We start from the raw sequence: 19,279 nt of genomic DNA, 5'->3' as shown, positions 1-19,279 counted from the left end.
CGCTCTCATGAGCGCGTCCACCTCGTACACCGGGGAGGTGGGGGAGCAGGGGCTCAGGCCGGCGTGAGTTCCGCCGCCAGGTCCTCGTCGGGGGTCTCGCCCGGGTAGCGGACACCGACGCGGTCCCGGATCGCGTCGAGCGTCCGCATCACGGCGAGCGTGCCGTCGAGCGGGACCAGCGGGGACTCGGTCTCGCCGGCGCGTACGGCGCGCATCACCTCGGCCGCTTCGTGGCGGAGGCTGTTGCGGGGCCCGTCGGCCGGGTCGGCCGTGAACTCCTCGGGGTCACGGCCGTCCCGGTGCAGGAGGAAACGGTCCGGGAAGAAGAAGCCGTGCGGGATGTCGATACGGCCCTTCGAGCCGGTGACCGATGCGGAGGTCGCCGTACCGCCCACGATGGAGCAGTGCACCGAACCGAGAGCGCCGCTCTCCCACGAGAGCACCGCTGCCGTCTGGAGATCGACGCCCTCGTCCGAGAGCACCGCTCGCGCCGCGAGGTCCGACGGCTCCCCGAGCAGCAGCTGCGCGAACGACACCGGATACACGCCCAGATCGAGCAGCGCGCCGCCGCCCAGCTGAGGGTTCCGCAGCCGGTGCGAGGGCGGGAACGGCCCGGCCAGCCCGAAATCGGCGTGCACACTGCGCACTTCACCGACAGCCCCGTCGTCGACCAGCGCCTTCAGCCGCCGTACCAGCGGATTGCAGTACATCCACATCGCCTCCATCAGGAAGCGCCCGTGTTCCCGCGCCAGCGCGACGAGTTCCTCCGCCTCACGCACGTTCAGCGTGAACGGCTTCTCGCACAGCACGTTCCGCCCGGCGGCGAGACACAGACCCGCGGCGCTCCGGTGCGCCGTGTGCGGTGTGGCGACGTAGACGACATCGATGTCCTCGTCCCGCGCGAGCGCGTTCCAGTCGCCGTACGCCCGCGGGATCCCGAACCGTTCCGCGAACGCCTTCGCCGACTCCTCGGACCGGGACGCCACCGCCACGACCTCCGCGTCCGGCAGGTCGATCAGATCCGCGGTGAACGCGGCCGCTATCCCTCCGGTCGCCAGGACTCCCCACCGCACCGCGTCCGCCGTCGCCGTCATCGTCGCCCCGCCTTCAGCCTCATGACCCGAGCATCCGTACGAGCTGAGAGCATAGGTGGCGATCGACTCGGAAAGGGAGGGACTCATGCCCGAGGGTGGGGCGTCCATATCGAACACCGCGCAGGGGGCCGCAGCCGCCGGGACGGAGCGGCCCGACCGCACCTCGCACCGCCGCACCGGGCTCCTGGTCACCTTCCTCCTCGGCAGCCTGACCGCCGTACCGCCGCTGGCGATGGACATGTACCTCCCGTCCCTGCCGGAGGTCACCCGCTCCCTGCACGCGCCCGCCGCGACCGTCCAGCTCACCCTCACCGCCTGCCTGGCCGGCATGGCGCTCGGCCAGCTCGTCGTCGGGCCGATGAGCGACCGCTGGGGACGCCGCCGCCCGCTGCTCGCCGGGCTCGCGGTCTTCGTCGTCGCCACCGTCCTGTGCGCGCTCGCCCCCACCGTCGAACTCCTCGTCGCCTTCCGCCTGGCGCAGGGCCTCGCGGGCGCCGCCGCGATCGTCATCGCCCGCGCCGTCGTCCGCGACCTCTATGACGGCATGGCCATGGCCCGCTTCTTCTCCACCCTGATGCTGATCTCCGGCGTCGCCCCGATCGTGGCGCCCCTCATCGGCGGGCAGGTCCTGCGCGTGACGGACTGGCGGGGCGTGTTCGTCGTCCTCACCGTCATCGGAGTACTGATCGGGGCCCTGGTCTGGGCGAGGCTGCCCGAGACCCTGGAGCCCGCCGAACGCCACAGCGGCGGAGTCGGCGAGGCCCTCCGCGCGATGCGCGGCCTGCTCGCCGACCGCTCCTTCGCCGGCTACATGCTCACCGGCGGCTTCGCCTTCGCCGCGCTGTTCGCCTACATCTCGGCGTCCCCGTTCGTCATCCAGGAGATCTACGGCGCCTCCCCGCAGACGTTCAGCCTGCTCTTCGGCGTCAACTCGGTCGGACTGGTCGTCGTCGGCCAGATCAACGGCAAGATCCTGGTCGGCCGGGTCAGTCTGGACCGGGTGCTGGGGATCGGCCTGACGATCGTCATCACCGCCGCGACCGCGCTGCTGCTGATGTCCACGGGCGTCTTCGGCGAGGTCGGTCTGGCGCCCGTCGCCGTCGCGCTGTTCGTCCTGATGTCCGCGATGGGCATCACCCTGCCCAACACCCAGGCACTCGCCCTGATGCGCACCAAGCACGCCGCGGGCTCCGCGTCCGCCCTGCTCGGCACCTCGTCGTTCCTGATCGGCGCGATCGCCTCCCCGCTCGTGGGCGTCGCCGGGGAGGACACCGCCGTCCCGATGGCCGTCGTCCAACTGGCCGCCGCACTGGTGGCACTGGCCTGTTTCGTGGGAATGTGCCGACCCTGGAAGACGGAGAGCACGCGCGCGAAAGCGGAGGGAGCGGAGAGCTGAGCGCACCGAGACTGCGCGACGGCACCCCGGAACGGGCCGGACTCGACCCCGCGGAGCTGCGTCACCTCGTCCGGGAGGTCCACGTCCTCACCACCGGCACGCGTCCCTGGGCACCAGGGGCGGTCCTGGTCGTCGGACGCGGCCCGGTGATCGCCGTGGAAGAGGCGGCGGGCTGGGCCGTGCGGTACGCGGCCTACGACGAGGACGCCGACGCCGGAGTGGAACTGCCCCCGAAGGAGCGGGTCCCGATGACCGTCGGCACGCCCTTCGACCTTGCGTCCCTGACGAAACTCTTCACGTCCGTGGCCGCCGTGCAGCAGATCGAGCGCGGCACGCTCGGCATCGACGCCAAGGTCGGGGCCTACCTGCCCGACTTCACCGCGGCGGCCCGGCACGGCCTCACCGTGCGGCAGCTGCTCACCCACACGTCCGGGCTGCGGCCCGAACTCCCGCTCTACGACTACGCCGACGACGCGCAGCGACTGGCGGCACTCCGGGCGGAGCCGCCGGCCGGCGCGCCGGGCACGTACCGCTACTCCGACCTGAACATGATCCTCCTCCAGCACGTCCTGGAACGGATCACCGGCCGCACCCTCGATGTCCTCGTGCGTGACGGCATCACCCGGCCGCTCGGCATGACGGCGACGGCGTTCGGGCCGTGCCCCGGGGCGGCGGCGACGGAGGACCAGCGGCGGCCGTGGGCCAAGGCGGACCGGGGGATGCTGCGCGGGGAGGTCCACGACGAGAACGCGTGGGCGCTGGGCGGTGTGGCCGGCCACGCGGGCCTGTTCTCCACGGGCCGGGATCTCGCGGTGTTCTGCCGCACCCTCCTCGCCGGCGGCTCCTACGGCCCCGCCCGCATCCTCGGCCCCGACTTCGTCGAACTCCTGTTCACCCCGCCGGGCCTCGGATTCTCCCTCGACCAGCCCTGGTTCATGGGCGGCCTCGCGGGCCGGGGAGCAGCGGGCCACACGGGCTTCACAGGGACGTCCCTGGTCCTCGACCCGGCGACGGACACGTTCCTGATCCTCCTGACGAACGCGGTCCATCCGCGTCGCCGCCGACCGGACAGCGCGCCGAGGGCGGCGGCGGGGTCGCGGGTGGCCCGGGCGGTGCGGGGAGTGTGAGACGGGAGCGCTGACGGCCGCGCTCTCGCCACAGACCGGCAGCCGTCCGTCACCGGTTGGGGCCGGAGGAACCGGAGGTATCCGGCGCCGTCGGCATCCGCCGGGCGAGCAGCACGAAATGTCCGTGGCCCGGATCGGCGTGCGTCTCCAGCGGAAGCCAGCCGGTGCGCCGCAGCAGGTGCCGGGCGCCGGCCGGGTGGTAGCGCCGCGACAGGAAGCAGCGCACTTCATGCCGTGCGGGCAGCCGTGTACCGGCGAGTGTGACCGGCTCGTGCAGGCGCACCGTCCCCACGACCGAGTCGTCGACGGTCGTCAGACGCAGCACCAAGCCCTCAACCGGTATGCCGACAGCGCTCAGCGGCTCAAGAATCATGTCCCGTATCGCCGGTGAGCGGTAATCGTCGGCGTCGTCCTCCCCCTGTCCCGGCGGCCCGAACAGGCCGAGCATCAGAATGTCGTCCGGGCGCGCACTGCCGAAGATGTTGCGGAGCACGTGGGCCGGGTTCTCCACGTTGCCCAACGTGTTGCCGAGGAGACAGAACAGCACCGGTCCCGGCGAGCGCCAGGCGCGGACCACCGGCGTCGCGGCGGCCTCCACGTCCCACCAGGCGAATGACCGCTCGACGGAGGCGTACCGGCGGGTACGCCTCCGTGCCGCGGCGAGCAGTCTTCGGCTGAAATCCATCCCGAGGTAGCGCGCTCGGCCGGCGTGGGCGCCCGCGAACCAGTCCAGGAACTGGGCCGTGTGCAACCCATTGCTCGGTCCGATGTCGCACATCTGGGCAGGAACACCTGCCGGGCCGAGACCGCCCACCGCGGCGGCCGTCTCATCGTCGAGCCGGCCGTCCCGGTACTCGTCCGCGTACTCCTCCGCGAACCTGATGTGCCGGTCGGCACCGCTGCCCGCATACATGTAGCGCACGGGGAGTACGCCGCGCCGCAGCCAGCCGATCACCTCGTCCCGGTACACGCTCTCCTCGTCACCGGGTGCACCCATGCCATGCCCCCTCGGCCCCGGACTTGACCTCGGGTCAGGCGAGCCACCGGCCGTCGCGCATCACCTGACGGTCGGCGTGCTCATTGAGTTCGCGCCAGCACTCGACGTTCCTCGGGTCGATCCGGAAGAAGCGGTAGCCCTTGGATTCTCGCGGGTCCCACCCGCACTTGGCCGAGTAGGCTTCCGCGTACTCGTCCGGAAGTTCCGCGTTCTCCACCAGTGCCCCGACCGCGTCGATGAGCACCACATCCCGGGTATGACCCAACACCACACGCACCTTGCCCGAGGACATGATGTTCCGGGCCGTGGGATTGGTGCGGACCGTCGCTACGTACAGGCTGCTGCCGTTCCACCAGAATGACAGGGGTACCAGCGTGGGCACCTCGTCGGAGGCCGCCGTGGCCACCCACAGGTCCTTGTCCTTTTCCAGCCTGGTCAGCGCATCGGTCTTGCGCTGCGCCGTGGAACGAGGAGCCTCGGTCATGTGAATCGTCTCTCTTCTTCGCCATGAACACTCAGTCGTCATCCAGGCGGTACACGCACCGGAATCCAACCTCGCTGTGTCGGTCAGTGATCAGATCTCGCCCGCGATAATGCGTGGTGAGGCACGAGGGTGGCGACGTCCAGGAACCGCCACGAAGGACATGAAAGGCCTCTTTTCTGTTCATGAACTCCACCGGGTCGCGCCCTTTGAAGAACGGATCCATGTCCTCCCGGCTGAAATAGTTCGTCCTGGTGATCTCCCAGACGTTGCCGGCCATGTGTACGGCGCCGTACGGACTGGCGCCCTGCACGAGGCTGTCCGCCGGCAGCACGGGTACTGCCGGAAACGCACTGGGTTGGGCGGTCACCAGCAGTTCATCCAGCTCCGCGATGTCCGAGACCGGCCGGGAGAAGGCGTGTTCGACGTACTGGACCCGATCGGGCTCGAACACGTCACCCCAGGGGTACTTGCGTCCGTCCGCACCACGGGCCGCTCGCTCCCACTGCTCTTCGCTGGGCAGCATTCCGCCGGCCCACCTGGCGAAGGCCCATGCGTCGTACCAGTCGATTCCGACGACCGGAAGGTCCGGTCGGTTGAATCTCGGGTCATCGATGTGCGCGGGTTCGTGCCCCTTTCCCGTGGGCTGATCCGGGTGATCGAAAGCGCTGCCGCCGCCTGCCTCCTTCAGGAACACGGCGTACCGCGCATTGGTGACCGCGGTCCTGTCGATGTAGAACGCCGGCAGGAACACGTCGCGAGGGGGGTTGTCGGTGTCGTCCATCCGGAAGGGGTTGGTTGGCTCGGGATCCGAGCCATGGCGGTACGTGCCCTCCGGCACGAGAACGACGTCGTCATTGTTCCGCCGCCGCCGACGGGTCTCGACCCGTCGCCGCCATGGAACGAAGTATTCATTCTCCAAATTGCGCAGATGCTGCGGGTCGTTGGTGCCGAAGATGGAAATGAGTGCCTGTTTGGCGAAGGCGGCTCCGCATCCCACCGGTTTGCGCAGAGTGGTGGGTCGACTGAAGTTGCTGGGCCATCCGGAAATCTTGATGAGGTCCGGTACGGCCGAGCGGATTCGATGAAACCCGATGAGCCGGATGGCGGTGAACGCCACCCAGTCGACCGAATCGTGTGTGGCTCGGGCCAGAGCCCGGGCGGTTCCGGTCTCGGTCAGGAAATGTTCGGCGAGGATCTCGAGGCTCGCAGCCCGGACCGTCCACTGTTCGTGGTGTGCCGCCGCGTGGAGCAACCGCTCGTGGACTGCGGAATCGCGTCTGACGGCACTCTCGGTCAGCTCGGAGAGGTACCTGCCGTCGGCAGCCGCCGGGCGTTCGGCCCGGCCGGTCACGCGATTACCACTTGTGAACGTCGGTGTCGGCGTCCCGGCTGTTGAGGAAACGATCTATGTCCACCTCATGGTCGACCGGAACTCCCGAATCCGGCAAACCGGATTCCGCATTCTCTTCGTCACGCACCACGATTTCCCTCCCCGAGCTTCAGTTCCCTGATATGCCGTCATTCTAGGAGTGCCGCAGACCTCCGTAAAGGCGGCCGGTCGTTCACGCCGCCGTACACAGCAGAACATCGGTCACCGATTCGACCGGCGTCATGGCCGTCAATTCCGTGTGGATGGTCCATCGGTAAAGGCCCGGATCCGGTACCAGCGCTCTGCCCGCGTACTGGCCGCCGCCCTGAGGCCTCAGCGGCACACGTGCCACCGGCGCGCTGTCACCGCGCGCCGGGTCCGTCACCGTCAGGGTCAGCACCAGAGAGTCGGAACCCTCCACCGACCTGGCGGCCACGTCCCAGAACCGGCCCGGTTCCACCAGGGACTCCGCCGTGACGGAGATACCGTCCACCGCGGCCTGGGGCCTTCTCGGACGGGACGTGAGGATGCCGGTCAGCTGTACCAGCGTCTCCCGCTGCTGCTGCAGGGCAGCGTGCTTGCCCGCGACATGAATCCCGTGCGAGTCGTCCGGCCACTCCGGAGGCACCGCCGAACAGCGCGGCACCGTGCCGTCGCCTCCGTCGTCGAAGTCTGTGGACGGCTGCCCCCGGATCTCGTCGACTCCGTTCACCAGTGCCCACAGATCCGTGGTCTGCCAGTGACTCAGGAGCGGGTGGTAGGAGGGGCGCTCGACGCCCGCGGCGACCGCCTCGGCGATCTTCCGATGGAACGACCGGGACCTGGCGAGGGCCGCGTCGGTCAGCCCGGGAACAGCGAGGGGAGTCCCCGGCGCCGACAGTCGGTCCGCCGACGTGCCCACGCAGTCGTAGACGGGCAGGAGTTCGGCCACGGACGGGAGGGACCGGGCAAGGTCGCCGAGGTCGCACTTGACCGGTCCGAGCCGGGCGAAACCGTTGGCCAGGAGGGTGAGGGCGTTCACCGACCCCCGGTACGGCGTGCCGATGGTGATGACCCTGCGCGTATCGCGCCGTGCGTCCAGGCATTCGGCGTAGTAACGGGCGACCAGACCGCCCATCGAGTGACCGATGAGGATGACGCGGGCCTGCGGGTAGTCGCGGCGACGGCGTCCGAGGAGAGGCCGCAGGAACCGTGCCAGGCGCCGGGCGGTGTACTCGTTGGACTGCCGCCAGTCGTAGGGGAACGCATGGATTCCGTCCCGGTCGTCGGGGAAACGCTTGACGAGCCACCGCATCAGATCGTCATAGCCGTTCACCGCCACCAGCCCGGGGAACATCCCCAGCGTCGTCAGGACGCCCGTGACGCGCGTCCCGTCGTCCCACCCCTCCGCCGGGTGCTGGAAGACGCCCGGATCAAGTGACAGATCCTCGGTCAGACGGCTGGACAGCCGGTGGACGTTTCGGAAGACCTGCCGGTACCCCCACGTCTGCCGCTCGCCCCGCTCCAGCGTGCTGCCCAGAATGCCCGGGATCACCACCACCAGGTCACCGTGTGCGATGCCGCCCAATGCCCCCTCCAGTTCTCCACGTCGCACCACCGGCCGGCGCCCCCGCGCAGCGGTACCTCAGGGCGGAGCCAGCAGATCCAGGACGCACACCCCGAGGTGGGTGGCGACGAGCAGGGCCGAGTGGTGCAGAGCAAGGCCGTAGCAGCCGTTGAGTGGAATCCTCAGGTGCCGGCCCTCGGTGAGGTCCCAGATCCGTACGGTGCCGTCGTTGCCCGCCGTCGCGGCCACCGGCCGGCCTCCCACCGCTCCGGCAGCCGCCGCGAGCACCGCGCCGGTATGTCCTCGGAGAACCCGCAGGGCCGCTCCGTCATCCAAGTCCCACGTGCGCACGGTGCCGTCGTCGCTCGCGCTGACGACGACGGGGCGGCCCGCCACGTCCACCACGGCCACCTCCCGCACCCAGCCATCGTGCCCGGCCAGCAGATGCACCAGTTCTCCGCTGTCCACGTCCCAGACCCGCACGGTGCCGTCCGTGCCGCCCGACACGGCCACCGGACCGTTGCCCGCGACGGCCGTCGTCACCGTGCGGGCCCCACCGGTGTGACCGGTCATCACCTTCACCATGCGGCCCTCGGTCAGGTCCCACAGACGGACCGTCGAGTCGTTCCCGGCCGTCGCGGCGTACGGCCGGCCGTGCGCCACCCCGGTCTCGACCGCCAGTACGGAACTGGAATGCCCTTCGAGCACGCGCAGGCAGGTGCCGGCAGCGAGGTCCCACAGGCGTACCTCGGCGTGCGCCCCGCCGGTGACGACGACGTGACGCCCGTTCACGACCGAATGGGCGGCGCTGCCCACCCAGCCGGAGTGGCCGCGGAGGACACCCAGGGGGCTGCCGTCGGTCAGGTCCCACACCCGTACGGTCCGGTCCGTCCCGGCGGAGACGGCCACCGGGCGGTCCTCGACATCGCACGCCGACACCGCCAGAACCCACTGCCCGTGCACCTCACGGGAGTCGGCTTCTCCGGCACCGCGCAGATCCCAGACGCGGATCGTCGCATCGTCCGCGGCGGTGAGTGCCACGGGCCAGCCGTCGACCGCGGAGACCGCCACCGACCGGACCCCCGCCGTGTGGCCGCCCATGACCTGCAGGCAGTCGCCGGACTCCGTGTCCCACATGCGCACCGTTCGGTCGGCGCCGGCCGAGAGGACGGCGTGCCCGAGCGAAGCGGTGTGTGCCGTGCCGGCGACGGCCACGCAGCGCCCCCAGCCGGTATGTCCTTCCAGCACTCTGAGCGGGGTGCCGTCCGCCGCGTCCCAGAAGCGCACCTCCCAGTCGTCGCCGGTGCTCACCACCAAGGCCCGGCCCTGGACCGTGGCAAGCCGTGCGGACAGCACCCATCCCGTGTGCCCGGTGAGCACGCGCAGGGGCGTCCCGTCCGCCGGATCCCACATGCGTAAGGTGCGGTCGGCGCCACCGCTGACCAGAACGGTCCGGCCGCCGACGATGCCCAGGGCGACCGTCCGCACTCCGCCCGTGTGTCCCTCCAGGACCCGGACAGCGTTGTCCTCGCGGAGGTCCCAGACCCGGACCGTACGGTCGGAGCCGGCGCTGACCACCACCGTCCGGCCGGCCACCGGGCCGATGTCCGCCGAGGCCACCCAGCCCGTGTGTCCGGTCAGAGTCCGCAGCAGCCGGCCGGTGGTGACATCCCAGACCCGCACGGTCCCGTCGTCGCCGCCGGAGACGGCCACCGTCCTGCCGTCCACGTCTCCGGTCGCCACCGTCTGCACGGCGCCCGTGTGGCCTTCCAGGATGCGCAGGGTGCTGCCGACACTCAGGTCCCAGACCCGGACGGCACGATCCACGCCGCCGGTCACCGCGACGGGCCGACCGTCCACCTCGGCAGCGGCCACGGCCCGGACCCCTCCCGTGTGCCCCTCGAGCACGCGGTGGTAGGGCGTGGACCGGTACCGTGCCCACCGCGGCCACCACGGGGCGGTGCCGGGCGCGGCGAGATCCAGTGTCCGGCCCTGCTGGGCCGCGGTCAGCGACAGCACCGCCGCGCGTTCGTCCATGGAAAGTCCGCGCATGGCGTGGGCGCATCTCAGGTACAGCCTCGTCGCCTCGGGCAGATCACGGTCGAAGCCGGTGCCCAGCGTGGCGGCGAGACTGTCGGGCTCCGCGACGACGATGTAGCCGAGGTCGGTGCCCAGTTCCGGCAGGCGGCCGGCGACCCGTGCATGGGCGGCGAGGTAGTGGGCCGTGTAGGGGTTCACCCGTTCCCAACCGTCGGCCTGTGCCAGCGCCAGCAACCGTTCAACGATGGCCGTCTCGACGTCGGGGTCTTCCTCCACGGCGCACCTCCCCGCGCAGGTAGTCACCGATCGCCTGGTGATAGAGGCGAAAAACCGCCTGCCCATCCTCCGTGCCCTCGATGAGGTACCACCCCGCCTCGCGAATGACCCGGGACACGTCGGCGGCGCTGTACGCCCGGCCGGACCGACCGGCGGCGAGGGCGCCGGCCAGTTCGGGCCAGATCTGACGACGCGGCAGGCCCTTGCCCCGGGCGTAGGCCAGCGGAGTGAGGATCTCCCGGACCAGGGTGGGATCGTCGAAGCGCTCGAGATCTTCGGCGAAGACCCGGTTGAGCCCCGCGTCGCCCACATGACCGGGCAGACGCCGCTCGAATTCCGGCTCGTCCACGATGTCCTCGCCGAGGCCCTCCAGCACGCGTACCGCGAAACGCGCGTACAGGAAGACCCTGCGGGCCTGTCCCGCGACCGCGCGGGCCGCCGCCCGGCGCCGCCGGGCGGTCGGCCAGCCGGTGACGGTCGACTCCCTGCCGAGACGTGCCTCGACGTACCGCTCGATGTCCTGGTCGGCGTGGTCGTCGGAACCGAGGTCGAGGACGGTCAACGGGGCCCGGCGCGGCCGCAGCACGTCGATGAGCGGGCCCACGTCCCTGCCCTCGGGATCGTGTCGTCCGTCCCGGTCCCGCCGGGTGCCCACGATCACCCGGCAGCCCGGGAGACTGGCAATGGCACGCAGTACGTCCCGCGCGATGAAGACGTCGTCGTCCTGCTCGGCCTCGTCCAGCGCATCGGCCAGCACGGTCACCTCGCGGCCCTGGTCGCTGAGCAGGGTGATCAGGTCGCGGGGAGGACTCGTGGACTCGGACAGGTCGAGGCCCAGCTGGCCCGCGATATCGCGGGCCACGTCCTCGGCCCGTCGGTTCCTGAGGTGGACGACCGCATCGAAACTGCCGACCGGAGGATGTGGGTGGTCGTCGTCCAGCAGACCCAGCACCCGGCAGGCGGGCTGCGAACCGTGGTCGGCCAGTACGGCCATGCGCCCCAGGAAGGCGGACTTGCCCGCGCCGGGAGGACCGGTCACCACCAGCACGCCACGGTCACTTGCCGAGAGCCATTCGATCACCTGCGTGGTCAGCTGCTCACGTCCGGTGAAGAACCATCCCACGTCACCCGCGTCGGCGCTGGCCGCCTTCCGCAGGAAATGCTCGCGGTCGGTGTCGGGGAGTTGCGCCAGTAACGAACCGAGTTCCACCGCCCGGTCGGCGGCATGCGCGCGGTAGCGCGGATTCGGCATGATCTTCAGGCCGTCGCGCCCCGCCACGTAGGCGCACTGGTCGTCGCTGAGCCGCAGGCGAAGTTCGTCGCGCAGCTCCATGAGGGTGACGTATTCGTCGCCGTCACTCCAGTGACCGCCCTGGGATCCCCCCTCCAGCGCTTCGAGCATGCTCTTCACGAACAGGCCGCTGTAAGACCTCTCGTGGTGGAGCGACGGCACCAGCACAGCGAGATCCATTCCCGGGCCACCCTGTGCCGCGGCGGCGCGGTCAATGGCGTACTGCACCTCGTGGGCCGCGAATCCCGCGTAGCAGGTGTCGAGCAGGATGAGGCCGGAGTGGGCACCGCTGTTGAGGACCGCTTGCACCAGGTCCTCAACGCCTATGGCCTTGCTGCCGAAGTAGGGAGCGGTCTCGGGGCTGGTGGCGACGAGGACGTAGTGCCGGCCGTTGTGCAGCCTGCCGTGCCCCGCCAGATAGAGGACGACCTTCGCGGCACGCCTGTCGTGGCGGGCGCTGTCCACCCAGCACTCGAGCGAGTCGATGATGGTCCGGGCCGTCGCACAGGAGAGGACGCCGCACTCGGCGAGCGTGTGGAAACCCCAGTCCGTGAAGAATCCTTCCAGACGACGGGCGTCGGACGGCGCGTCGGGAAGGTGCGGGTGCGGGCCGCCGGTGTAGTCGATGCCCACGGAAAAGACCGAACCACGCGCACGTGTCGTCACGGTGAGCAATTATGCCAGCACTGCGGTCACACGGACCCGGTGCTGCCGACATCGGCGCAACCCGGCTGCCGGTGCCGCGTCCGCGGGCGACCGGGATGGGAGTGTCCTTGCCATGGCACTGAGCGAGTGGGAGATCCTGGACGGACTGGCCGAGATCCTCAACGAGGAGACGCAGGTGCCGGTCGAGTCGGTCGCGCTGGGCACGCGGTTCGCCGAGGACCTGGGGATCGACGCGGCGGCCCTGGAGGTGATCGCCCGTCATATCGAGCAGAAGTTCCGGGTCCCGCTGCCCGACGCCCCCGCCTTCACCCTGGTGGGAGACGCGGTGGCCCACATCCAGGCCACGCAAGGGTAGTGCGGCGTGCCGGAGGCCGGACGTCTCCCGTGACGGCGTCGAGGCCGTGCGCCCTCGGCGGTGCAGGCAAGGGCATGACCGCGCGGCGTGCCGGGTCGGCCACGGCCTCGTAGAATCACCGGGTGAACGCCCCCGTACGCCCCGACGAGACCCTCCGTGCCGCCCTCGCCGGCCTGCTCGACGGGCTCCCGCCCCGGCAGGCCTCGCAGGCCGTGGAGCGGCTGATCGCCAGCTACCGGGGGGCCACTCCGACCGACGCGCCGATCCTGCGGGACCGGGCCGATGTCGCCGCCTATGCCGCCTACCGGATGCCGGCGACCTTCGAGGCCGTACGGTCCGCGATGGAGGCCTTCGCGGACGCCGCGCCCGAGTGGGTGCCGGGGGACCATGTGGACGTCGGTGGCGGTACCGGTGCGGCCGCCTGGGCCGTGAGCGCCACCTGGGACGGGGAGCGGCCCGTCACCGTCGTCGACTGGGCCGAGCCCGCGCTCGACCTCGGGCGGGAGATCGCCGCGGCCAATCCGGCGCTGAAGGACGTGCGGTGGCAGCGCTCCCGGATCGGAGCGGCGCTCACCCTCGAGAGCACTGATCTCGTCACCGTCTCCTACGTGCTCAACGAGCTGACCGCGCCCGACCGCACCGCCCTCGTGGACGCCGCCGCGGCCGCCGCCCAGGCCGTCGTGATCGTCGAACCCGGCACCCCCGACGGCTACGCCCGCGTCATCGAGGCCCGCGACCGGCTGATCACCGCCGGCTTCCACATCGCGGCCCCCTGCCCGCACAGCGCCGCCTGCCCCATCGCGCCCGGCACCGACTGGTGCCACTTCTCCGCCCGGGTCAGCCGCTCCTCGCTGCACCGGCAGGTCAAGGGCGGCTCGCTCGCCTACGAGGACGAGAAGTTCAGCTACGTCGCCGCCGCCCGGTTCCCCGTCGCCCCGGCGCCCTCCCGGGTCGTCCGGCGCCCCCAGATCCGCAAGGGACAGGTCCTCCTCGACCTGTGCGAGACGGAACCGTCCCTGCGCCGTACGACCGTCACCAAACGCCACGGCGACCTGTACAAGGCGGCCCGGGACGCGGACTGGGGAGACGCCTGGCCGCCCTCCGGCTCCGGCCCTACCTCACCGCCGTCCGCGTGAGGTGCTCCCGGCCCGCCCAGCGGGCCAGTGCCTCCTCCGCCGATGCCCGGTCGACCGGGGGCAGGGTCGCGATGTCGACGCTGTGATTGCCGGCCGGTACCCACAGGACCTGTGAGTCGGCAGCCTTTGGGCGGAAGTACTCGGCGACCGAGGGGTCCTGGGTGCCGTAGACGAACAGCAGCCGGCTGCCGCGACGGCGGACCCAGCGGTCGATGTCCGGCATGGCGGCCGCGTCGAAGACCATGGGGATGTCCCGGGGGACGAAGTTGCGCGCCGCGATGCCGCCGGGGTGGCGCAGCAGGTCCGCCAGGTGGGCGGTGGGGACGTCGCCGTACCCCAGTTGCGTGCCGATCTGGTACCAGTACGGGATGTACCGCCGCGCCGCCGTGTCGGCGTACAGGGACAGCCCCGCCCAGTTGTCCAGCCATGTGTACAGCTCGTCGGCCGTCGCGTCCGGGCCGGGGATCGCGGCGACGTCGGCCGGTGTGCTGCGCTGCCAGAACATGAACAGCACGCGCAGCACGGCGATTTCGAACGCCTGGTCGGCGCTGCCGATGATGCGGAAGGTGTCGCTCCTGGCGGCCGCCCAGGCCTCGTAGCGGGCGACCATCTCGGCCCGGTTCAGCAGGAGCCGCCGCTGGGCGGACTTGACGGCCTCGCGGTCGGCGGGGGTGCCGACCGTCTCCAGGAAGCGCAGGTAGGCGGAGTCGTCACGGTCGTCGACGTTGTTCGGGGCCGAGTAGACCACCGTGCCGTCCACGTCGTGCGGGTGGAAGCGGCGGTGGTAGACGCTCGCCAGGCCGCCCTTGCTGCTGCCGGTGGAGATCCACGCGCCGGGGTAGAGCCGGCGGAACAGCCGGACGACGCGGTGGTGGTCGTCGGCGGCCTGGCGGATCGTGAGGTGGGTGTAGCCGGGACCGGGCGGGCGCGATTCGCCGAAGTAGCGGTGTTCCACCTGGAGTTGGTTGGCGCCGAGCAGGACCGTCGGTTCGCTCCGCCGGGGCCTGAGGTCCGCGTGGTAGCCCGTGGTGCTGAGCACGGTGGGCCGGTCGGCGGCGGTGTGGAGCAGGGTGAGGCGCTGCTCGAAGGTGCCGGCCGTGGGGTTCGTGTGGTCGACCGGCTGGCGCAGGCCCAGGAGGAAGTGCCGGTAACCCGGTTCGGCGTCCTGCCGCTCCTCGATCAGTCGCAGTCCGGGCACTGTCCGCAGGGCGTCCGCGATGTCGTGGTGGCCGAGGCGTGCGGCCCGCGCGGGTGCGGCGGTCAGGGCGGCGAGGCTCGCCGCCGAGGCGGCCGAGGTGAGCAGCCTTCGTCTCGTCCACACGTGCATCGTGTTCCTCCCGGGTCGTCCGTGGGGCGTCTGTCATGGGCCGCGTGGTCGCGGCCGCTTCAGTACACCCGCCGTACGTCCCGGGAGGATCCCGCGCGCGAGGGGACGGCCTCCCCCGGGCGGGGGAGACTCACGACGCCTTGTCGGTCGTCCGGCCCTCCTGTCCTCCCTGCCGTTGCTGTCGTTTCTCCTGGAGCTTGCGCAGCAGCTCGCGCTTCTGGGCCTGCGGATCGAGTCCGCCGCCGATCCGGCCGCCCTGGCCGCCGCCGCGCAGCGCCTCGCGGCCGAGGTTCCTGCGCGATCCGCCGACGCCCAGCATGTTTCCGGCTCCGCTTCGGGTCATCTCGGGTTCCTTCCCTGATCAGAATGCGGAACGAGACGGTTCGTCTCGTGCGTGCTCTCTACTGTCGGCGAGACGCATCGTCTTGTCAACCTGATAAATTCGGGCCATGGCCGTACCGAAGCCCGCCCCGTCCGCCCAGCCCGCGAAGCCCGCCCCCGACTCCACCCGGCGCAGCGAGAAGTCCCGCCGGGCCATTTACGACGCCGCCCTCGCACTCGTCGTGGAGGTCGGCTACCCGAAGACCACCATCGAGGGCATCGCCGCCCGCGCCGGTGTCGGGAAGCAGACGATCTACCGGTGGTGGTCGTCCAAGGCGGACGTCCTGATGGAGGCGTTCCTCGACCTGGGCGAGCAGTCCCTGCGGGAGGCGGGTCCGGAGCCGTACGCCTTCCCGGACACCGGCGACCTCGCCGCGGACGTCAAGGGGGTGCTGCGCGCTACCGTCGACCAGCTGCGCGACCCGAGGTTCGAGGCGCCGTCGCGCGCGCTGGCCGCCGAGGGGGTCGTCAACGAGCAGCTCGGACGTGAGCTCGTGGCCAAGCTGATGCAGCCCTCACTCGACCTCTACATCGGTCGGCTGCGCGCCGCGCAGGACGCCGGCCAGGTACGGCCCGAGGTCGACCCGCGCATCGCCCTGGAGTTCTTCATCTCCCCGCTCGCCCAGCGCTGGCTCCAGCACACGGGCCCGATCTCCTACGAGTACACCGACACCCTCGTGGATTACGCCCTTCAGGGTCTCGCGCCACGCTGACCCTCCCGGGGGGCCTCGCGTCGGGTCTCGTGCTGGGTTTCGCGTCGGGTCTCGTGCTGGGTTTCGTGTCGAGTTTCGTGCTGGGTTTCGTGTCGGGCTTCGTGTCGGGCCTCGCGCTGGGCTTCGCGGCGGGCGGCCCGCGCCAGTCGGCCCGGTGCGTCCGTGATGACGCCGTCGCAGCCCAGCGCCAGTACCCGGTCCCGCTGCGCGTCCGTCACCACGGTGTGCGCCCACACCCGCCGGATCCCCGACCTCACCGCCCGCGTCAGATCGGCGTCGCGCGCCCGGTGGTCCACGTCCAGCAGATCCACGTACGACCGCCAGCGCTCCGGGCGGTCCGTGCGCAGTTGCTCCGCCGAGCGCCACAACTGCGCGAGCAGGCCCAGGCGGTGGGCGCGGCGGGCCACCTCGGGGTCGTTGGAGTTCACGAAGACCGAGCGGGCCAGGCCGCGGGCCCGGATCAACCCGGCCAGTCGGCCCAGGCCCCGGGGGTCCTTCACCTCCAGCATCAGCACGATCCGCCCGCCGAAACGATCCAGCACCTCGGCGACCGTCGGTGGCCGTTCCGACCGCCAGCTGCCCGGCAGCGCGTCCTTCGGGCGCAGTCGTACGCCCCGCCACTCCCGGGCGTCCAGGCCGCGTACCTCGCCGCCGAGGAAGGTGGTGCGGTTCAGGGTCTCGTCGTGGAACACGACGGGCGTGCCGTCCCGCAACAGCCGGGTGTCGAAGTCCAGCACCTGCGCCGTACCGCGCTGGTAGGCGGCCATCAGCCCCGACATGCTGTTCTCCGGGACCTCGCGGGCGCCGCCGCGATGGGCGACGTACGTGATCCGGGGGAGTGCCGCCACCGTCAGCGGGCCCTCGCCCCACTCCAGCGGGGCCGGGGTGGCGGCGGCCGGTCCCGTGAGGGTCAGCGAGACCAGGGAAGCCGCGGAGGTCAGGCCCGTCAGCGCGATCCATGTGACCATGGCGACCACGGTAGGACGGTATGTCATGGCAAAGCAGGCAATGACACCCGATCCTGTGCTGGAGCGTGCCTCGCCTGCCTCGCCCCGGTGGCATATGCCTCGCCCGTCCTGCCCCTGGATGTGGGCACTGGCCCCCCGGTGCGCGGGAAGATGGGACCATAGGGCATGCTGTTCCGCACGACAGCGAGGCGAGGGGATAGATGAGCGCGGAGTTCGGCGGCCGGACCGGCCTGCAGGGCAAACTCACCCAGTGGCTGCGCGCCGGACGCCGGCCGAAGGAGACCGCCGGTGACGGCGGCCGTGAGGACCTGCTGCTCGCCGCCGCCGAAGCGGGACTGCCCCTCGCGCCCGCCGCGCACCCGGTCGGCTACCGCTGTTCCTGCGACCGTGTCGGCTGTCCCACGCCCGCCCGGCACCCGGTGTCCTTCGCCTGGCAGACGCAGTCCACCACCGACCGCGCCCAGATCGAGCGCTGGGCCCGCCATCAACCGCAGGCCAACTTCATCACCGCGACCGGCATGGTGCACGACGTCCTCGACGTGCCCCTGGATGCCGGTCGCGACGCGTTGGAGCGGCTGCTCGGCGCGGGTGTCGAGGTCGGGCCGGTCGCCGAGAGCGACGACGGCCGCATGCTCTTCTTCACCCTCACCCGCGGTACGCCCGAGGACGAGGACGAGTGGTGGCCGTGCGAACTGGACTGTCACCCCGAGACGATGGACGAGCACCCCGGGCTGCGGTGGCACTGCCGTGGCTCCTACGTCCTCGTGCCCCCGGCGCGGCTGCCCGGCGAGGACCAGACGGTGCACTGGCTGCGGGGGCCGGAGCATCCGCTGCCGGATCCGCTGAGCCTGCTGGAGGTCCTGACGGAGGCGTGTGCCCGGTACGCCGGTGAGGAGCCGGACCACTCTGGTGCCGGCTGGCCCCTGCGGCACTGAACCGGGGCGGGGCTTACGAGCCTTTCGCCGACGTCATGCCCTGGATCCGGCCCAGGATCGTCACGGGCTGGTTCCCGCCGGTCTTCGGCGGGTTCAGGGCCACCTCGTTGGAGACGAACTCCATCGTGAGGGACTGCTTGATCTCACCGGTCGTCAGGGCGAGGACGTCCTTGTTGGGGGCCGGGACCGACGTGCCCGCGTAGGCGGTCTGCTTCTCGTAGTGCCGCGTGGTGAAGAACACGAGTGCCCCGCCGTCCGCCGTGCGCAGCGCCAGCGGCGCGTAGTCGCCGTTCGTCAGCGGCTCGTCGATGTACTGGGTGACCATGCCCGGCCTCTCGGAGTTCTTCTTGCGCAGGGCACGCCACTGGCTGGTGTGGGGGCCGTCCGTGAAGCCGTCCCCGCCGTTCTTCAGGTACGTCGAGTAGTCCTGGCTCAGCTTCGCGGGGCCGACGGTGAGGCCGGTCTCGTTCGCCGGGACCGACTCCGCCCAGCCGTCCGCGTCCTTCTTGAACTCCGGGACCTTGCCGGGTGCGACGAGGGTCAGGTACGCGACCTGGAAAGGGTCGTCCAGGCTGCTGCGGGTGAACACGAGCAGCCAGCGGGCGGTGCCGCCCTTGTTGCCGGCCGCGTCGACGAGGAACCAGCGGGGCCAGCCGGCCTTCTTGGGGATCGTGAACTTCGCGTCCGTCAGCTTCAGGGGCGTGTGATTCGGGTTGCCGTCCGGGTTGTTGGCCTTCCCGGCCTTCAGACGGGCCGAGTCGATGTCGGCGAGGGCGCCGGTGGTGTGGCCGGCGTCCAGGGAGGCGTCGTAGGCCTGGTCGGCCTCGTTGTACGCGGCCGTGAACTCCTGGAGGGCCTTGGCGGCTTCGGCGCGGGTGGTGGACGGGAGGATCTCCCGTTCGCCGTGCACGACGACGCAGCCACTGGCCGTCAATGACATTGCGGTCATTGAAGCGGCTATGAGTGCACTCCGGGCGGGCCTGCGGAGCGTTCGAGGGTCGCGATCCGTGCTCATCGGCTTCCTTCACCTTCCCCTTTCCGGAGGCGAACCCTACCGGGTGCCTCCGGCGGTTGGGCGGGGGTGGGGTGCCTGCGGCGGCCTGTGCGGCGGGTGTGGGGGTGCGCGTAGCGCCTTGCGCCGGGTGGTGGGTCGGGGCCGTGCCGGGGGGTGTCCGTCC

The 19,279-nt window shown here is 71.1% G+C and carries 17 protein-coding genes; 6 read left to right on the top strand and 11 right to left on the bottom strand.

What is annotated here, in order from left to right; all coding sequences use genetic code 11:
• Positions 1-53: 53 nt before the first annotated feature.
• A complete protein-coding gene (locus tag IE97_RS0114830; RefSeq protein ID WP_037844345.1) occupies positions 54-1,094 on the bottom strand; it encodes a Gfo/Idh/MocA family protein in 1,041 nt (346 codons plus the stop codon).
• An 85-nt stretch (positions 1,095-1,179) separates the two neighbouring features.
• Between IE97_RS0114830 and IE97_RS0114825 the strand changes: the two genes are divergently transcribed.
• Positions 1,180-2,490, top strand: coding sequence for a multidrug effflux MFS transporter (locus IE97_RS0114825; RefSeq protein ID WP_030238505.1), 1,311 nt, complete (start codon positions 1,180-1,182; stop codon positions 2,488-2,490).
• Positions 2,433-3,617, top strand: coding sequence for a serine hydrolase domain-containing protein (locus IE97_RS0114820; RefSeq protein ID WP_030238500.1), 1,185 nt, complete (start codon positions 2,433-2,435; stop codon positions 3,615-3,617). Before IE97_RS0114825 ends, IE97_RS0114820 begins: the two co-directional genes overlap by 58 nt.
• A 49-nt stretch (positions 3,618-3,666) precedes the next feature.
• On the opposite strand, the gene IE97_RS0114815 is transcribed toward IE97_RS0114820, so the two are convergent.
• The 6 genes from IE97_RS0114815 to IE97_RS42105 all read right to left on the bottom strand — a co-directional run bounded on the left by IE97_RS0114815 (position 3,667) and on the right by IE97_RS42105 (position 12,253).
• Positions 3,667-4,614 carry an L-histidine N(alpha)-methyltransferase gene (locus tag IE97_RS0114815; protein ID WP_030238490.1) on the bottom strand — a complete coding sequence of 316 codons (948 nt, stop codon included), beginning with the start codon at positions 4,612-4,614 and terminating at the stop codon, positions 3,667-3,669.
• A 34-nt stretch (positions 4,615-4,648) separates the two neighbouring features.
• Positions 4,649-5,098 carry a hypothetical protein gene (locus tag IE97_RS0114810; protein ID WP_030238487.1) on the bottom strand — a complete coding sequence of 150 codons (450 nt, stop codon included), beginning with the start codon at positions 5,096-5,098 and terminating at the stop codon, positions 4,649-4,651.
• Between the two features lie 31 nt (positions 5,099-5,129).
• Entirely contained in the window at positions 5,130-6,449 is a 1,320-nt protein-coding gene (locus IE97_RS0114805; RefSeq protein WP_051704976.1) for a formylglycine-generating enzyme family protein, read from the bottom strand.
• A 211-nt stretch (positions 6,450-6,660) separates the two neighbouring features.
• The gene (locus IE97_RS0114800; RefSeq protein ID WP_030238479.1) at positions 6,661-8,034 is read right to left on the bottom strand and encodes an esterase/lipase family protein; all 1,374 of its coding nucleotides are present in this window, start codon (positions 8,032-8,034) and stop codon (positions 6,661-6,663) included.
• Positions 8,035-8,091: 57 nt separating this feature from the next.
• A complete protein-coding gene (locus tag IE97_RS0114795) occupies positions 8,092-10,329 on the bottom strand; it encodes a WD40 repeat domain-containing protein (protein ID WP_051704975.1) in 2,238 nt (745 codons plus the stop codon).
• On the bottom strand, positions 10,292-12,253 hold the full coding sequence (locus IE97_RS42105) for a caspase family protein (protein WP_030238473.1): 1,962 nt from the start codon (positions 12,251-12,253) through the stop codon (positions 10,292-10,294). The genes IE97_RS0114795 and IE97_RS42105 overlap by 38 nt, the downstream gene beginning before the upstream one ends.
• A gap of 145 nt (positions 12,254-12,398) precedes the next feature.
• Here IE97_RS42105 and IE97_RS0114785 point away from each other — a divergent pair, with 145 nt between their 5' ends.
• Both IE97_RS0114785 and IE97_RS0114780 read left to right on the top strand, forming a co-directional pair.
• Positions 12,399-12,641, top strand: a complete 243-nt coding sequence (locus tag IE97_RS0114785; RefSeq protein WP_030238469.1) for a phosphopantetheine-binding protein — start codon at positions 12,399-12,401, stop codon at positions 12,639-12,641.
• 122 nt (positions 12,642-12,763) lie between these two features.
• The gene (locus IE97_RS0114780; RefSeq protein WP_030238462.1) at positions 12,764-13,777 is read left to right on the top strand and encodes a small ribosomal subunit Rsm22 family protein; all 1,014 of its coding nucleotides are present in this window, start codon (positions 12,764-12,766) and stop codon (positions 13,775-13,777) included.
• On the opposite strand, the gene IE97_RS0114775 is transcribed toward IE97_RS0114780, so the two are convergent.
• Positions 13,755-15,104, bottom strand: a complete 1,350-nt coding sequence (locus IE97_RS0114775; RefSeq protein ID WP_037844342.1) for a S28 family serine protease — start codon at positions 15,102-15,104, stop codon at positions 13,755-13,757. The two genes, IE97_RS0114780 and IE97_RS0114775, sit on opposite strands and share 23 nt — an antisense overlap.
• 130 nt (positions 15,105-15,234) lie before the next feature.
• Positions 15,235-15,447, bottom strand: coding sequence for a DUF6243 family protein (locus IE97_RS0114770; RefSeq protein ID WP_030238456.1), 213 nt, complete (start codon positions 15,445-15,447; stop codon positions 15,235-15,237).
• A gap of 106 nt (positions 15,448-15,553) precedes the next feature.
• Between IE97_RS0114770 and IE97_RS0114765 the strand changes: the two genes are divergently transcribed.
• Entirely contained in the window at positions 15,554-16,198 is a 645-nt protein-coding gene (locus IE97_RS0114765) for a TetR/AcrR family transcriptional regulator (protein ID WP_030238452.1), read from the top strand.
• Here the strand turns inward: IE97_RS0114765 and IE97_RS0114760 are convergent.
• Positions 16,177-17,166, bottom strand: coding sequence for a glycerophosphodiester phosphodiesterase (locus IE97_RS0114760; RefSeq protein WP_234331817.1), 990 nt, complete (start codon positions 17,164-17,166; stop codon positions 16,177-16,179). The genes IE97_RS0114765 and IE97_RS0114760 overlap by 22 nt on opposite strands.
• A 200-nt stretch (positions 17,167-17,366) precedes the next feature.
• On the opposite strand from IE97_RS0114760, the gene IE97_RS0114755 reads away from it, so the two are divergent.
• Positions 17,367-18,101 carry a bifunctional DNA primase/polymerase gene (locus IE97_RS0114755; RefSeq protein ID WP_030238444.1) on the top strand — a complete coding sequence of 245 codons (735 nt, stop codon included), beginning with the start codon at positions 17,367-17,369 and terminating at the stop codon, positions 18,099-18,101.
• A gap of 13 nt (positions 18,102-18,114) precedes the next feature.
• Here IE97_RS0114755 and IE97_RS0114750 read toward each other — a convergent pair whose 3' ends face one another.
• Positions 18,115-19,116, bottom strand: coding sequence for a hypothetical protein (locus IE97_RS0114750; protein WP_030238441.1), 1,002 nt, complete (start codon positions 19,114-19,116; stop codon positions 18,115-18,117).
• Between the last annotated feature and the right edge of the window lie 163 nt (positions 19,117-19,279).

Source organism: Streptomyces sp. NRRL S-455 (genome assembly GCF_000717875.1).
Lineage (GTDB): Bacteria > Actinomycetota > Actinomycetes > Streptomycetales > Streptomycetaceae > Streptomyces.
Note: the sequence above shows the minus strand (reverse complement) of the source record. Positions and strands in the feature narration are given on the sequence as shown.

Bases quoted from the DNA above. Each gene is read 5' to 3' on its own strand.
- IE97_RS0114830 (WP_037844345.1), bottom strand. From the start codon at position 1,094: ATGACGGCGACGGCGGACGCGGTGCGGTGGGGAGTCCTGGCGACCGGA.
- IE97_RS0114825 (WP_030238505.1), top strand. From the start codon at position 1,180: ATGCCCGAGGGTGGGGCGTCCATATCGAACACCGCGCAGGGGGCCGCA.
- IE97_RS0114755 (WP_030238444.1), top strand. From the start codon at position 17,367: ATGAGCGCGGAGTTCGGCGGCCGGACCGGCCTGCAGGGCAAACTCACC.
- IE97_RS0114815 (WP_030238490.1), bottom strand. From the start codon at position 4,614: ATGGGTGCACCCGGTGACGAGGAGAGCGTGTACCGGGACGAGGTGATC.
- IE97_RS0114770 (WP_030238456.1), bottom strand. From the start codon at position 15,447: ATGACCCGAAGCGGAGCCGGAAACATGCTGGGCGTCGGCGGATCGCGC.
- IE97_RS0114750 (WP_030238441.1), bottom strand. From the start codon at position 19,116: ATGAGCACGGATCGCGACCCTCGAACGCTCCGCAGGCCCGCCCGGAGT.
- IE97_RS0114775 (WP_037844342.1), bottom strand. From the start codon at position 15,104: ATGCACGTGTGGACGAGACGAAGGCTGCTCACCTCGGCCGCCTCGGCG.
- IE97_RS0114760 (WP_234331817.1), bottom strand. From the start codon at position 17,166: ATGGTCACATGGATCGCGCTGACGGGCCTGACCTCCGCGGCTTCCCTG.
- IE97_RS0114810 (WP_030238487.1), bottom strand. From the start codon at position 5,098: ATGACCGAGGCTCCTCGTTCCACGGCGCAGCGCAAGACCGATGCGCTG.
- IE97_RS0114765 (WP_030238452.1), top strand. From the start codon at position 15,554: ATGGCCGTACCGAAGCCCGCCCCGTCCGCCCAGCCCGCGAAGCCCGCC.
- IE97_RS0114785 (WP_030238469.1), top strand. From the start codon at position 12,399: ATGGCACTGAGCGAGTGGGAGATCCTGGACGGACTGGCCGAGATCCTC.